Below are 12,871 nucleotides of genomic sequence, written 5' to 3'. Positions count from 1 at the left end.
GCGGGGGAGGGCGTCCCATGGACGACACGAGCACGGCGGTACCAGGACAGCGCGACCACACCTGGCCCGACCCGCCCACAGCGGGACCGGCCACATCCGACTCCCCCACGGCAGGTGTGTCCACGGCCGTCACCCCTACGGCCGACACGTCCGCAGCCGATGCGTTCACGGCCGGTGAGCCCGCGTCCGGCTCCGCCCGCCTGCCGCACGTACCCGGCTTCGCCCGCCGCGCCGCCGACGGAGCCGCCGCCACCGCCAGACAGCGAGGCAAGGAACTCCGCCGGGACCTCCCCCGCTCCGCCCACGCCACCCTCCACCTGCCCGCGGACCGGCCCGACGCCACCAGCGCGGTCGAGGAGTCCAACCGCGGCCGCGTGCCCGGCCTCACCCTCATCAGGGTCGGCAGGATGGCCGCCAGCCCCTTCGCCTTCCTCCGCGGCGCCGCCGGTCTCATGGCCCACGACCTCACCGGCTCCCCCGTCACCGGCATCGCCGCCCAGATATGCGGCGACGCCCACGCCGCCAACTTCGGCCTCTACGGAGACGCACGCGGCCGGCTCGTCATCGACCTCAACGACTTCGACGAGACCGTCGTCGGCCCCTGGGAATGGGACCTCAAGCGGCTCGCCACCTCCCTCGTCCTCGCCGGACGCGAGGCCGGCGCCGACGAGGACACCTGCCGGGCCGCCGCCTTCGACACCGTCGGCGCCTACCGGCGCACCATGCGCCTCCTCGCCAGGCTCCCCGCCCTCGACGCCTGGAACGCCATCGCCGACGAGGAACTCGTCTCCCACACCGACGCCCGCGACCTCATAGGCACACTCGAACGGGTCTCGGCCAAGGCCCGCAACAACACCAGCGCCCGCTTCGCGGCCCGCTCCACCGAAGCCGTCCCGGCCGACGAGGGCGGCGGCAGACGCTTCGTCGACGCGCCACCGGTGCTGCGCCGCGTCCCCGACGCGGAGGCGGCCGCCGTCGCCGCCTCCCTCGGCCCGTATCTGGAGACCGTCTCCGAGGACCGGCTCCCGCTGCTCGCCCGGTACGCCATCCACGACGTGGCCTTCCGCGTCGTCGGCACCGGCAGCGTCGGCACCCGCTCCTATGTCGTGCTGCTGCTCGACCACCGGGGCGAACCCCTGATCCTCCAGGTCAAGGAGGCCCGCCCCTCGGCGCTGCTGCCCCACCTCGCGACCATCGGCTTCACCGCGACCGACGCCGGGCACGAAGGGCGGCGCGTGGTGCTCGGGCAGAAGCGGATGCAGGTGGTCAGCGACATCCTGCTCGGCTGGACCACGGTCGACGGGCGGCCCTTCCAGGTCCGCCAGTTCCGCAACCGCAAGGGCAGCGTCGACCCCGCCGCCCTCACCGCCGACCAGTTCGACGACTACGGCCGCATGACCGGCGCCCTGCTCGCCCGCGCCCACGCCCACAGCGCGGACCCGCGGCTGATCGCCGGCTACTGCGGAAAGAACGAAGAGCTCGACGAGGCCATCACCGCCTTCGCCGTCACCTACGCGGACCGCACCACCGCCGACCACGCCGATCTGCTGTCGGCGATCCGCACGGGGCGGATAGCGGCGGAAACGGGCGTCTGAGAGGAGCGGCCCCGGGGCGCGAGCCGTCGCGCGAGGCCGCGCGAGGTCGGTGCGGGGTCCGTGCGTGGCCTGCACGTGGCCCGTGGGAGGCGTACGAGCGCGTACGAGGCGGGTGGGGGTCTCGGACCGGGCGCCGTCCTGTGTGATGTCTTCGGGGAGGGAGGGGAGGGGGGAGGGGGAGGGAGGGGGGGAGGCCCCCCGGGGGACCGTAGGCTGGACGGGACGAGCCGGAACGAGGACGTGGACGGGCGTGGACGTGAGCGTGGACCAGGGCGTGGGTGACGGGTCCGAGGAGCGGCCCCAGGGCGAGCGGGCCGAGGACGCACGGCCCGATGGTGACCGTGCTGATGGTGACCGGTCCGCGGACGCACGGTTCGGCGGTGATCGGACCGATGGTGAGCAGCCTGATGGTGACCGGTCCGCGGACGCGCGGCCCGAGGGTGAGCGGCCGGAGGCGCGGCTTGATCAGGCTGTGCGGGTGGCCGAGCAGGCTCTGATCGAGTTCGAGATCGCGGTGGAGACCTTCCGGGTCGAGGTGGAGAACTTCTCCCGCCTGCACCATCAGAAGCTCGGCCCGATGTACGCGCGTCTCGACGAGCTGGACGCGCAGATCGCTGAGGCCAGGGCGGCGCGTACCGGGGATCCCGAGGACGTGCGGCGGGCGCAGGAGGCGCGGGCCGCGGTCATGCCGATGCCCGGGGTGGAGGAGCTGTTCCACGACTGGGTCGACTCCGACGGGCTGTCCGCGGAGGCGGCGGCGATGCTGACGGATCGGCCGGTGCAGCCGCCGAAGCGGGTCCGGCCGTCGGACGAGGTCCGCAAGCTGTACCGGGATCTGGCACGCAAGGCGCATCCGGATCTCGCGCGGGACGAGGACGAGCGCAAGCGGCGCGATGAGTTCATCACGCGGGTGAACGCGGCCTACGCCCGTGGGGACGAGGGTCTGCTGCGGGAGCTGTCCGAGGAGTGGGCGGCGGGACCGGTGCCGGAGTCGCGGCTGAGCGAGGCCGAGGAGCTGTACGCGCGTCTGGAGTGGCTGGCGCACCGCAAGGAGATGCTGTCGCTGGTCGCGCGGGAACTGGAGGAGAGCGCGATCGGCGCGATGCTGCGGATGGCGCCGGACGACCCGGACCGGCTGCTGGAGGAGATCGCCGAGCAGTTGCTCGCGCAGGTCGCCGAGCGTGAGGCGGAGCTCGCGGCGCTCGTGGCGTAGGCGGGAAGGCCCGTTGCAGTAGGTTCGATGGTGGTGCGCCCGAGTGGGCGCGGAGTTTTCCCCGAGAGAGGCCTGGTCCATGAATTTCGCCCCGCTGCCGTCGGTCGACGTGGCTTCGGTGCCGGCCGATGCCCTGGTGCTGGATGTCCGTGAGGACGACGAGTGGGCGGCCGGTCATGTCGAGGGTGCGCTGCACGTTCCGATGAGCCAGTTCGTGGCGCGGTTCGGTGAGGTCACAGAGGCCGTGGCCGACGGGCGGCGGGCGTATGTGATGTGCCGGGTGGGCGGCCGTTCGGCGCAGGTCACGCAGTATCTGGTGGGGCAGGGCATCGACGCGGTCAACGTGGACGGCGGGATGCTGGCGTGGGACGGTGCCGGGCGTCCGATGGTGACGGACGACGGAAGCCCGGCGTACGTGCTGTAGGCGCGGGTCAGGCGAGGGGGTGGGCGGCGAGGAGGTCGCCGAGTTCCTCCTCGTGGGCGGCGGCGGGGCCGAGTGAGAGTTCGAGGTGCTTGGCCCAGGCGTGGTAGCGGTGCAGGGGGTAGTCGGTGTCCGCGCCGAAGCCGCCGTGGAGGTGCTGGGCGGTCTGGACGACGCGGCGTACGCCTTCCGATGCCCAGATCTTGGCGACGGTGATGTCCGCGCCGGCGGGCAGTGGGCCGCCGGTGGTGGTGGTGAGGCGCCAGGCGGCCTGCCAGAGGGTGACTTCCATGGCGCGCAGGTCGATGTAGCGGTCGGCTGCCTGGACGGCGACGGCCTGGAAGGTGGCCACGGGGTGGCCGAACTGCTCGCGCGTGCCGGTGTACCGGCTGGTCATGGTGAGGACCTGTTCGCCGAGGCCGAGGGCGAGGGCACACGTTCCGGTGGTGAGGAGTGCGTGGAGTTCTTCCCAGGCGCCGGGGGTGTCGATGACGTCGGCCGTGTCGAGGTGGACGTCGTCGAGGTGGAGTGCGGCGAGGAGTTCGCCGTGGGTGCCGTACTGGTCGGCGAGGGTGAGGCCGATGTGGGTGCGGGGCAGCAGGGCGAGGACGGTGCGGCCGTCGGGGGTGTGCGCGGGGACGGCGATGCGGTCGGCCTGGTGGGCCCAGGGGACGCTGCCGGTGTGGCCGTCGAGGGTCCAGCCGGTGCGGTCGCGGTGGGCGGTGACGGCGAGGGGGGCCGGGTCGTGGCCGGTGCGGCCGTGGGCGGCGGCGGTGAGGACGAGTTCGCCGCGGGTGACGCGGGGGAGCAGGGCGTCGGCGGTTTCGGTGGGGGCGTGGTGCTGGAGGGTGAGGGCGACCGCGCTGGTTTCGAGGAGGGGGACGCGGGCGAGGGCGCGGGCTGATTCGCGCAGCACGAGGCAGAGTGCGATGGCGTCGAGTCCCGCGCCGCCGTGGGCGGGGTCGAGGACGAGGCCGAGCAGGTCGGTGTCGGCGAGTCGGGCCCAGAGGGCGCGGTCGAGGTCGTCGGCGACCGCGCCCGGGGTGAGGGCGGGGCTGGGTACGGCGTCGGGTGGGACGTCGGCGAAGACGGCCTTGGCCGTTTGGGCGGCCGCCTGCTGTTCCTCGGTGAAGGTGAAGTCCACTGTCCCGTCCCTCCCGGTGGCGCTCCGCTGCGATCTGACGGACCGTCAAGATAGAACAGGTTCTACCGGAAGGGAATGGGCGGGCGGCGCCGGTCAGCGGTCGAAGTCGAGCTCGACCTCCGGTGTGGCGGGGTGGGACTGGCAGGCGAGCACGTAGCCGGCGTCGGTCTCCTCGGCCTCCAGGGCGAAGTTGCGGTCCATCCGCACCTCGCCGGAGACGAGGAAGGCGCGGCAGGTGCCGCACACTCCGCCCTTGCAGGCGTACGGGGCGTCCGCCCGGGCGCGCAGCACGGTCTCCAGGAGTGTCTCGCCCTGCTGGACGGGCCAGTTGCCGGACCGGCCGTGCAGGGTCGCGGTCAGCGTGGCGTGGGCCGGTGCGTCGGCCGCCCGGGGCGGGGCGGGGGCGGAGCCGTCGTCGACGTGGAAGATCTCCTGGTGGATGCGGCCGCGGTCGACGCCGAGCTCGCGCAGGGCCTGTTCGGCGTTCTGCACGAGGCCGAAGGGGCCGCACAGGAACCAGCCGTCGACCTCGCCGACCGGGAGGAGGGTCGGCAGCAGGGTGGTGAGCCGCTCGCGGTCGAGGCGCCCGGAGGGGAGTCCGGACTGCTGCTCCTCGCGGGAGAGCACGGTGACGAGCTGGAAGCGGTCCGGAAAGCGGTCCTTGAGGTCGGCGACCTCGTCGAGGAACATCGTGGAGGCCGCGGTGCGGTCGCTGCGCACGAGGCAGAAGCGGGCCTCGGGCTCGCGGGCGAGCAGGGTGGCGGCCATCGACAGGACCGGGGTGATGCCGCTGCCGCCGACGACGGCCGCGAAGTGTCCGGGGCGGGGGGCGAGGGTGAAGCGGCCCATCGGCTCCATGACCTCGACGGTGTCGCCCACGGCGAGTTCCTTGAGGGCGTAGGTGGAGAACTCGCCGCCGTCGACGAGGCGGATGCCGACCCGCAGGACGGGGGTCTCGCCCTCGGCCGCGGCGGGGGCGCAGATCGAGTACGTGCGGCGGATCTCCGTGCCGTCCGGCCCGGTGCGGCGCAGGGCGAGGTGCTGGCCGGGGATGTGGCGGAAGGCCTCGCGCAGCTCGGGCGGGACGGCGAAGGTGACGGCCACGGAGTCGTCGGTGAGCTGCTCGACCTCGCTCACGCGGAGCGGATGGAACCCGGCCCGTGCGGCGCTGGGGGACGGCATCTACAACTCCTTGAAGTGGTCGAACGGTTCACGGCAGGTGGTGCAGCGGCGCAGTGCCTTGCACGCGGTGGAGGAGAAGCGGCTGAGGAGTTCGGTGTCGGTGGAGCCGCAGTGGGGGCAGCGGATCGCCAGGGTGAGCGGGACCGGTCCGCCGGCCGGGCCCTGGGGGCGGGGCGGGGCGATGCCGAACTCGGCGAGTTTGCGGCGTCCTTCCTCGGTGATGTCGTCCGTCGACCAGGCGGGGCTGAGGACGGTGACGACGGTGACGTCGGGCACGCCGTGCTCGTGCAGGGCGTGCTCGATGTCGGAGGACATCGCCTCGATGGCGGGGCAGCCGGTGTAGGTGGGGGTGAGCTCGACCTCGACACGGCCGGGGCCGTGGACGTGGACGCCGCGGACGACGCCGAGTTCGGCGAGGGTGAGGACGGGCAGCTCGGGGTCGGGGACGGCGCCGGCGATCCGGGCCAGTTCCTCTTCGAGCGGGGTGGCGGCCGTGGCCGGCGTGCCGGTCACCATGACGCCCCCGGGTGGCTGCGGTGCAGGTGCTGCATCTCGGCGAGCATGCGGCCGAAGGACTCGGTGTGCAGTCCCTGCCGGCCGGCGCCGGCGCTCCAGGCGCCGGTGCGCGGGCCGGTGGGGACGGTGAGGGTGGCCTTGTCGAGGACGGCGGTGACGGAGTCGAGCCAGGCGCGCTCCATGGCCTCGGTGTCGAGGTCCAGGCCGTCGAGGGGCTGGAACAGCTCGCCGGTGTACCGCCACAGGGCGTCGCAGGCCTGCTGCATCCGCCGGTGGCTCTCGTCGGTGCCGTCGCCGAGGCGCAGGGTCCAGTGCTCGGCGTGGTCCTGGTGGTAGGCGACTTCCTTGACGGCCTTGGCGGCGAGTCCGGCGAGGGGGCCTTCGGTGGCGGCGAGCCGCCCGTACAGGAGCCGCTGGTAGGTGGAGAAGTACAGCTGGCGGGCGATGGTGTGGGCGAAGTCGCCGTTGGGCTGCTCGACGAGCTGGCAGTTGCGGAAGGCGCGTTCCTCGCGGAGGTAGGCGAGTTCGTCCTCGTCGCCGACGAGGGAGAGCAGGACGCGGGCCTGGCCGAGGAGGTCGAGCGCGATGTTGGCGAGGGCGACCTCTTCTTCGAGGACGGGGGCACTGCCGGCCCACTCCCCCAGGCGCTGGGCGAGGACGAGGGCGTCGTCGCCGAGGGCGAGCGTCGCGGCCGGGACGGTGGTGGTGTGGCCGGTCACAGGTGCTTCACCCCGTCCGGGATCTCGTAGAAGGTCGGGTGGCGATAGGGCTTGTCCGCGGAGGGCTCGAAGAAGGGGTCCTTCTCGTCGGGCGAGGAGGCGGTGATGGCGGCGGAGGGGACGACCCAGATGGACACGCCCTCGTTGCGCCGGGTGTAGAGGTCGCGGGCGTTGCGCAGGGCCATTTCGGCGTCCGGGGCGTGCAGGCTGCCGGCGTGGGTGTGGGACAGTCCGCGGCGCGAGCGCACGAACACCTCCCACAGCGGCCATCCGTCGGTGGTCATGCGCGTGCCTCCCCGTCCGTGTGCGGTGCGGCCGTGTGGCCGGTGTCGTGGCCGGCCTGGTCTCCGGCCGGGTGCTCGGTCTGATCTCCGGAATGGTGTCCGGGCTGCCCGGTCTGCTTCTGGTGCTTCTGTGCGTACGCCGCGGCGGCGTCCCTGACCCAGGCGCCGTCCTCGTGTGCTTGGCGGCGCTTGCTCAGCCGCTGCTCGTTGCACGGGCCGTTGCCCTTGAGGACGTCCCAGAACTCGGCCCAGTCGATGGGGCCGAAGTCGTAGTGCCCGCGCTCCTCGTTCCACTTCAGGTCGGGGTCGGGGAGGGTGAGGCCGAGGCTCTCGGCCTGGGGGGCGGCGATGTCGACGAAGCGCTGGCGCAGCTCGTCGTTGGAGTGGCGCTTGATCTTCCACGCCATCGCCTGGGCGGAGTGGGTCGACTCGTCGTCCGGCGGGCCGAACATCATCAGCGAGGGCCACCACCAGCGGTTCACCGCGTCCTGGGCCATGGCGTGCTGGGCCTCGGTGCCGCGGGAGAGGGCGAGCAGCGCCTCGTACCCCTGGCGCTGGTGGAAGGACTCCTCCTTGCAGACCCGGACCATCGCGCGGGCGTAGGGCCCGTAGGAGCAGCGGCAGAGGGGGACCTGGTTGGTGATGGCGGCGCCGTCGACGAGCCAGCCGATGGCGCCGACGTCGGCCCAGGTCAGCGTGGGGTAGTTGAAGATCGACGAATACTTCTGGCGGCCGGAGTGGAGCTTGTCGAGGAGCTCGTCGCGGCTGGCGCCGAGGGTCTCGGCCGCGCTGTACAGGTACAGGCCGTGGCCGGCCTCGTCCTGGACCTTGGCCATGAGGATCGCCTTGCGCCGCAGGCTGGGCGCGCGGGTGATCCAGTTGGCCTCGGGCTGCATGCCGATGATCTCGGAGTGGGCGTGCTGGGCGATCTGGCGGATCAGGCCCGCCCGATAGGCGTCGGGCATCCAGTCGCGGGGCTCGATGCGCTCGTCGGCGGCGACGGCGGCGTCGAACACCGCTTCGAGGGCGGCCCGGGACGCCTCCGTCCCCGCTGTCGCTGTCGTCGTCTCTGCCGTACCTGCGGTCATCGGACCCCCTACCGACCGATCGTTCGGTTGAATGACTTCAATGGTCGTTCGACGGCCCGTATGGTGTCAACCCTGTGGATAACTGCTGAGGTATGAGCGGGAGCGGGGCGCGATGGACTCGTACGACGACGGGGGCCCGGACGGGTCCGACCCGGGCGGTACGCCCGAACGGGTGGCGGAGGGACCCAGGACCGGGATCGCGGCGCTGTCCATGCCGTATCAGGTGGTCGCGGCCGTCGCCCTCGCCGTCCTCGGCGTCTTCGCCTGCGTCCACCTGGCGATGGTCTTCCTGCACGTCGCGCCCTCGAACACGCTGACCAAGAGGCACGGCGAAGCCGTCGACGACTGGGTCTACCCCGAGTTCGAGCAGAACTGGAAGCTCTTCGCGCCCAACCCGCTCCAGCAGAACATCTCCGTCGAGGTCCGCGCCGAGATCACCGGCGCGGACGGCGGCCGCACCACCACCGGCTGGATCGACCTGTCCGCCCAGGACGCGGCGCGGATCCGCGGCAGCCTCCTGCCCAGCCACACCGCGCAGAACGAGCTGCGCCGGGCCTGGGACTTCTACCTCAACTCGCACACCGACGACCACCGCCCCAACGGGCTGCGCGGCGAGCTGTCCGAGCAGTACATGCGGCGGATCGTGCTCCTGCGCCTCGACGAGCGGGCGCTCGGCGGCACCATCGAGAAGATCCAGCTGCGCTCGGCCACCCGGGGAGTGCCCGCACCCGCGTGGACCAACGAGAAGGTCGACACGGCACCGGTCTTCCGCGCCGCGCCCTGGTGGCGGATCACCCCCGCCGACCGCCCCGCCGCGACCGGAGCCGGCGCCGGAGCCGACGCCGGGTCCGGGAACGCGACCGCCGCCCGGTCCGGCGCCACGAAGGGCACGGAGGCCGTCCGATGAGCCGTACACCCGCCGCCGAGCGGCCCCGCGTCCCCTTCGACCGGCGGCTCGCCGCCGCCGTCCAGAAGGTCACGGCGAACGCCCTCGGCCCCTACCAGACCGCGATCGTCCGCATCGGCTTCTCCTTCACCTGGCTGCTCTTCCTGCTGCGCGAGTGGCCCCACCGGCTGGAGCTGTACGGCCCCGACGGCCCCTGGTCCTGGGACATGGGCCACCGGCTGATCACCGACAACAACGCCTTCACGGTGCTGATGTGGTCGGACGGCCGGCTCTGGTTCGAGGTCGTCTACGGCCTCGCCGTGCTCTCCTCCCTCCTCATGCTGCTCGGCTGGCACATCCGGGCCGTCTCCGTGGTCTTCATGGCCGGTGTGCTCTCGCTGCAGAACCGCTCCATCTTCATGGGCGACGGAGGCGACAACGTCATCCACCTGATGGCGCTCTACCTCGTCCTCACCCGCTGCGCGCAGGTCTGGTCGCTCGACGCCCGGCGCGCCGCGCGCGGCCGCGGCGACGGCGGGATCACCGGGCCGCTGCTGTGGACCGTGCTCGGCGGCTTCCTGATGGCCGCCACCTTCTTCTCCGGCACCACCGGCGAGTGGTGGCTGCTGGTGCTGCTGTGGATGCTGTGGCTGGGGCAGGGGCTGTGGTGGCTGGTGAGCCGGTACGCCTCCGACGAGCCGCGCACCCTCCTCGACGTGGTGGCCAACCTCGCCCACAACGCCACCCTCGTCGTGATCATGGCCGAGGTCTGCCTGATCTACGCCACGGCGGGCTGGTACAAGGTCCAGGGCTCGCGCTGGCAGGACGGCACGGCGCTCTACTACCCGCTCAAGCTCGACTACTTCTCCCCCTGGCCCGCCCTGTCCGACCTGCTGGGCGCGAGCGGGCTGATCGTGCTGCTGCTGACCTACGGCACGGTGATCGTGCAGGTCGCGTTCCCGTTCACGCTCTTCAACCGCAAGGTCAAGAACGTCCTGCTCGCGGCGATGATGCTGGAGCACGCGGGCATCGCCGTGCTGCTCGGCCTGCCGTTCTTCTCGCTCGCGATGATCGCCGCGGACGCGGTCTTCCTGCCGACGGCGTTCCTGGTGTGGCTGGGCGCGCGCGTGGCGCGCGGTCGCGACCGGGTGCTGCGGCGGACGCCGCCGGACGCGACGGTGCCCGAGCAGAGCCGTTCGGGTGACGCGCACGGTCCCCGTACCCTCGTCGGGTGAGCACCACCGAAGAACAGCCCGTGCCGGTCAAGGGCGGCGAGCCGATCCAGTACGACGAGGGGTACGGCCCCGAGGTCGGCGTCGGGCCGCATCCCGAGCCGTGGCCGCGCGGCGAGCGCTACGACCCCGAGCTGCTGGCCGGCGGCGACCGGCGCAATGTCGTCGACCGCTACCGGTACTGGACGCGCGAGGCGATCGTGGCGGACCTGGACACCCGGCGCCACGACTTCCACGTGGCGGTGGAGAACTGGAGCCACGACTTCAACATCGGTTCGGTGGTGCGGACGGCCAACGCCTTCCTGGCGAAGGAGATCCACATCGTGGGCCGACGGCGCTGGAACCGGCGCGGGGCGATGGTCACCGACCGCTACCAGCACGTACGCCACCACCCGGACACCGAGGCGCTGACCGCGTGGGCGGCGGCCGAGGGCCTGCCGATCATCGGCATCGACAACCTGCCGGGCGCCGTGCCGCTGGAGCGGACGGTGCTGCCGCGGCGGTGTGTGCTGCTGTTCGGCCAGGAGGGTCCCGGCCTCACGGAGGAGGCGCGGGCGCGGGCGGAGATGGTCTGCTCGATCGCCCAGTTCGGTTCGACGCGGTCGATCAACGCGGGCGCGGCGGCGGCGATCGCGATGCACGCGTGGGTGCAGCGGTACGCGGAGATCGGCTGACGGACCGGGACCCTCGGCGGGGGCGTCAGGGGACGCTGACGTCCTGACGACCACCGTCGAGGCCGGCCCGGCCCGTGGGCCGGGCCGGGCCTCCCCCGGGTCTGCGTGTCAGGCCTGGCGGCGGACCTCCACCACGCGGAAGCGGTTGGAGACGAAGGCTCCGTCGCACAGGGCGGCGTTGGCGGCGGGGTTGCCGCCCGAGCCGTGGAAGTCGGAGAAGGCGGCGGTCTGGTTGACGTACACACCGCCCGTGAGGTTCAGCGAGAGCTGGGCCGACTCCTCCAGGCAGACCTCCTCGATCGCGCGCTCGGTGTCGGCGGAGGTGGTGTAGGCGCCGACCGTCATGGCGCCCTTCTCGCGGACCGTGCGGCGCAGCAGCTCCAGGGCGTCGGCGGTCGAGTCGACCTGGACGGCGAAGGAGACCGGGCCGAAGCACTCGGAGAAGTAGGCGGCCTCGGAGTCCGGCTTGGAGCCGTCCAGCTTCACGATGACCGGGGTGCGCACCACGGCGTCCGGGAACTCCGGGTTCGCGACCTCGCGGGAGGCGAGCGCCACCTCGCCCAGGTCCGCCGCGGCCTCCAGGCGGGCCTTGACGTCCGGGTTGACCAGCGCGCCGAGCAGCGCGTTGGCCCGGGCGTCGTCGCCGAGCAGGCGGCCGACCGCGGCGGCGAGGTCGGCGACCACCTCGTCGTACGACTTCGGGCCCTGGTCGGTGGTGATGCCGTCGCGGGGGATCAGCAGGTTCTGCGGGGTGGTGCACATCTGGCCGCTGTACAGGGACAGCGAGAAGGCCAGGTTGGCGAGCATGCCCTTGTAGTCGTCGGTGGAGTCGACGACGACCGTGTTGACACCGGCCTTCTCCGTGTAGACCTGCGCCTGGCGGGCGTTGGCCTCCAGCCAGTCGCCGAAGGCGGTGGAGCCGGTGTAGTCGATGATGCGGATCTCGGGGCGCACGGCCAGGGTCTTGGCGATGCCCTCGCCGGGACGCTCGGCGGCCAGCGCCACCAGGTTGGGGTCGAATCCGGCCTCGGCCAGGACCTCGCGGGCGACGCGGACCGTGAGGGCCAGCGGCAGGACGGCGCGCGGGTGCGGCTTGACCAGCACCGGGTTGCCGGTGGCGAGGGAGGCGAACAGGCCCGGGTAGCCGTTCCACGTCGGGAAGGTGTTGCAGCCGATGACCAGGCCGATGCCGCGGCCGACCGGCGTGAACTCCTTGCTGAGCTCCAGCGGGTCCCGCTTGCCCTGCGGCTTCGACCAGGCGGCGCGGCCGGCCGGGGTGCGGGTCTGCTCCTCGTACGCGTACGCCACGGCCTCCAGGCCACGGTCCTGGGCGTGGGGGCCGCCGGCCTGGAAGGCCATCATGAACGCCTGGCCGCTGGTGTGCATGACCGCGTGCGCGAACTCGTGGGTGCGGGCGGAGATCCGGGCGAGGATCTCCAGGCACACCAGGGCGCGGGTCTCGGGTCCGGCGTCGCGCCACGCGGCCGTGCCCGCGCGCATGGCGGGCAGCAGCACGTCGATGTCGGCGTGCGGATACTCGACGCCGAGCGCCGGGCCGTAGGGCGAGATCTCGCCGCCGGTCCAGCCGTCGGTGCCGGGCTGGTCGAGCTCGAAGCGCTTGCCGAGCAGGTCCTGGTAGGCGGCGAGGCCGGCCGCGGCGTCCAGCGAGCCGTTCTCCCCGTAGGCCTTGGGGTGCTCCGGATACGGAGACCAGTAGGCGCGGGTGCGGATCGTGGCGAGGGCCTGGTCGAGCGTGGACCGGTGCTTCTCGGCCAGACGGTCGGTGGTCAGCTGAGCGGTGGCCATGGATGGACCAACTCCTCGTCGAGCTGGGCAGGGAGACGCGTACGGAGTTAGAGTAACCGAACGATCGGTCGGGACAAGGGGGTCCGTCGATCCTGTGGAAAACCCATCGGG

13 protein-coding genes are annotated in these 12,871 nt (G+C 72.6%); 6 read left to right on the top strand and 7 right to left on the bottom strand.

Features of this window, described 5'->3' with window-relative positions; translation table 11 throughout:
• The first annotated feature begins 17 nt into the window (after positions 1–17).
• The 3 genes from ABTZ91_RS10505 to ABTZ91_RS10495 all read left to right on the top strand — a co-directional run bounded on the left by ABTZ91_RS10505 (position 18) and on the right by ABTZ91_RS10495 (position 3,232).
• Positions 18–1,595 carry a DUF2252 domain-containing protein gene (locus ABTZ91_RS10505; RefSeq protein WP_352076757.1) on the top strand — a complete coding sequence of 526 codons (1,578 nt, stop codon included), beginning with the start codon at positions 18–20 and terminating at the stop codon, positions 1,593–1,595.
• Between the two features lie 274 nt (positions 1,596–1,869).
• Positions 1,870–2,808, top strand: a complete 939-nt coding sequence (locus ABTZ91_RS10500) for a J domain-containing protein (RefSeq protein ID WP_407077938.1) — start codon at positions 1,870–1,872, stop codon at positions 2,806–2,808.
• A gap of 79 nt (positions 2,809–2,887) precedes the next feature.
• Positions 2,888–3,232, top strand: a complete 345-nt coding sequence (locus tag ABTZ91_RS10495; protein WP_352076755.1) for a rhodanese-like domain-containing protein — start codon at positions 2,888–2,890, stop codon at positions 3,230–3,232.
• A 7-nt stretch (positions 3,233–3,239) separates the two neighbouring features.
• On the opposite strand, the gene ABTZ91_RS10490 is transcribed toward ABTZ91_RS10495, so the two are convergent.
• The 6 genes from ABTZ91_RS10490 to paaA form a co-directional block, all read right to left on the bottom strand.
• Complete coding sequence (locus ABTZ91_RS10490) at positions 3,240–4,373, bottom strand: acyl-CoA dehydrogenase (RefSeq protein WP_352076754.1); 1,134 nt, start codon at positions 4,371–4,373, stop codon at positions 3,240–3,242.
• A 93-nt stretch (positions 4,374–4,466) separates the two neighbouring features.
• Positions 4,467–5,555 (bottom strand): 2Fe-2S iron-sulfur cluster-binding protein, encoded by a 1,089-nt coding sequence (locus ABTZ91_RS10485; protein WP_352076753.1) that lies wholly within the window; start codon positions 5,553–5,555, stop codon positions 4,467–4,469.
• Positions 5,556–6,071 (bottom strand): 1,2-phenylacetyl-CoA epoxidase subunit PaaD, encoded by a 516-nt coding sequence (gene paaD, locus ABTZ91_RS10480; RefSeq protein WP_352076752.1) that lies wholly within the window; start codon positions 6,069–6,071, stop codon positions 5,556–5,558.
• On the bottom strand, positions 6,065–6,790 hold the full coding sequence (paaC, locus tag ABTZ91_RS10475; RefSeq protein WP_352076751.1) for a 1,2-phenylacetyl-CoA epoxidase subunit PaaC: 726 nt from the start codon (positions 6,788–6,790) through the stop codon (positions 6,065–6,067). Before paaC ends, paaD begins: the two co-directional genes overlap by 7 nt.
• Positions 6,787–7,074, bottom strand: a complete 288-nt coding sequence (gene paaB / locus ABTZ91_RS10470) for a 1,2-phenylacetyl-CoA epoxidase subunit PaaB (RefSeq protein WP_352076750.1) — start codon at positions 7,072–7,074, stop codon at positions 6,787–6,789. The genes paaC and paaB overlap by 4 nt, the downstream gene beginning before the upstream one ends.
• Positions 7,071–8,162 (bottom strand): 1,2-phenylacetyl-CoA epoxidase subunit PaaA, encoded by a 1,092-nt coding sequence (gene paaA / locus ABTZ91_RS10465; RefSeq protein WP_352076749.1) that lies wholly within the window; start codon positions 8,160–8,162, stop codon positions 7,071–7,073. Before paaA ends, paaB begins: the two co-directional genes overlap by 4 nt.
• A gap of 112 nt (positions 8,163–8,274) precedes the next feature.
• On the opposite strand from paaA, the gene ABTZ91_RS10460 reads away from it, so the two are divergent.
• From ABTZ91_RS10460 to ABTZ91_RS10450, 3 genes are read left to right on the top strand one after another with little or no spacing between them, the layout of a single operon-like run.
• Entirely contained in the window at positions 8,275–9,069 is a 795-nt protein-coding gene (locus ABTZ91_RS10460) for a DUF5819 family protein (RefSeq protein WP_352076748.1), read from the top strand.
• A complete protein-coding gene (locus ABTZ91_RS10455) occupies positions 9,066–10,283 on the top strand; it encodes an HTTM domain-containing protein (RefSeq protein WP_352076747.1) in 1,218 nt (405 codons plus the stop codon). The genes ABTZ91_RS10460 and ABTZ91_RS10455 overlap by 4 nt, the downstream gene beginning before the upstream one ends.
• On the top strand, positions 10,280–10,954 hold the full coding sequence (locus ABTZ91_RS10450) for a TrmH family RNA methyltransferase (RefSeq protein WP_352076746.1): 675 nt from the start codon (positions 10,280–10,282) through the stop codon (positions 10,952–10,954). Before ABTZ91_RS10455 ends, ABTZ91_RS10450 begins: the two co-directional genes overlap by 4 nt.
• Positions 10,955–11,062: 108 nt before the next feature.
• Here the strand turns inward: ABTZ91_RS10450 and paaN are convergent, their stop codons facing one another.
• A complete protein-coding gene (gene paaN, locus ABTZ91_RS10445; protein ID WP_352076745.1) occupies positions 11,063–12,760 on the bottom strand; it encodes a phenylacetic acid degradation protein PaaN in 1,698 nt (565 codons plus the stop codon).
• Positions 12,761–12,871 lie beyond the last annotated feature (111 nt).

Origin of the sequence: Streptomyces sp. NPDC126499 (assembly GCF_040302485.1) — a bacterium.
Taxonomy (GTDB): domain Bacteria; phylum Actinomycetota; class Actinomycetes; order Streptomycetales; family Streptomycetaceae; genus Streptomyces.
The sequence above is the reverse complement of the archived record's forward strand: the minus strand, read 5'-3'. Positions and strand labels throughout refer to the sequence as shown.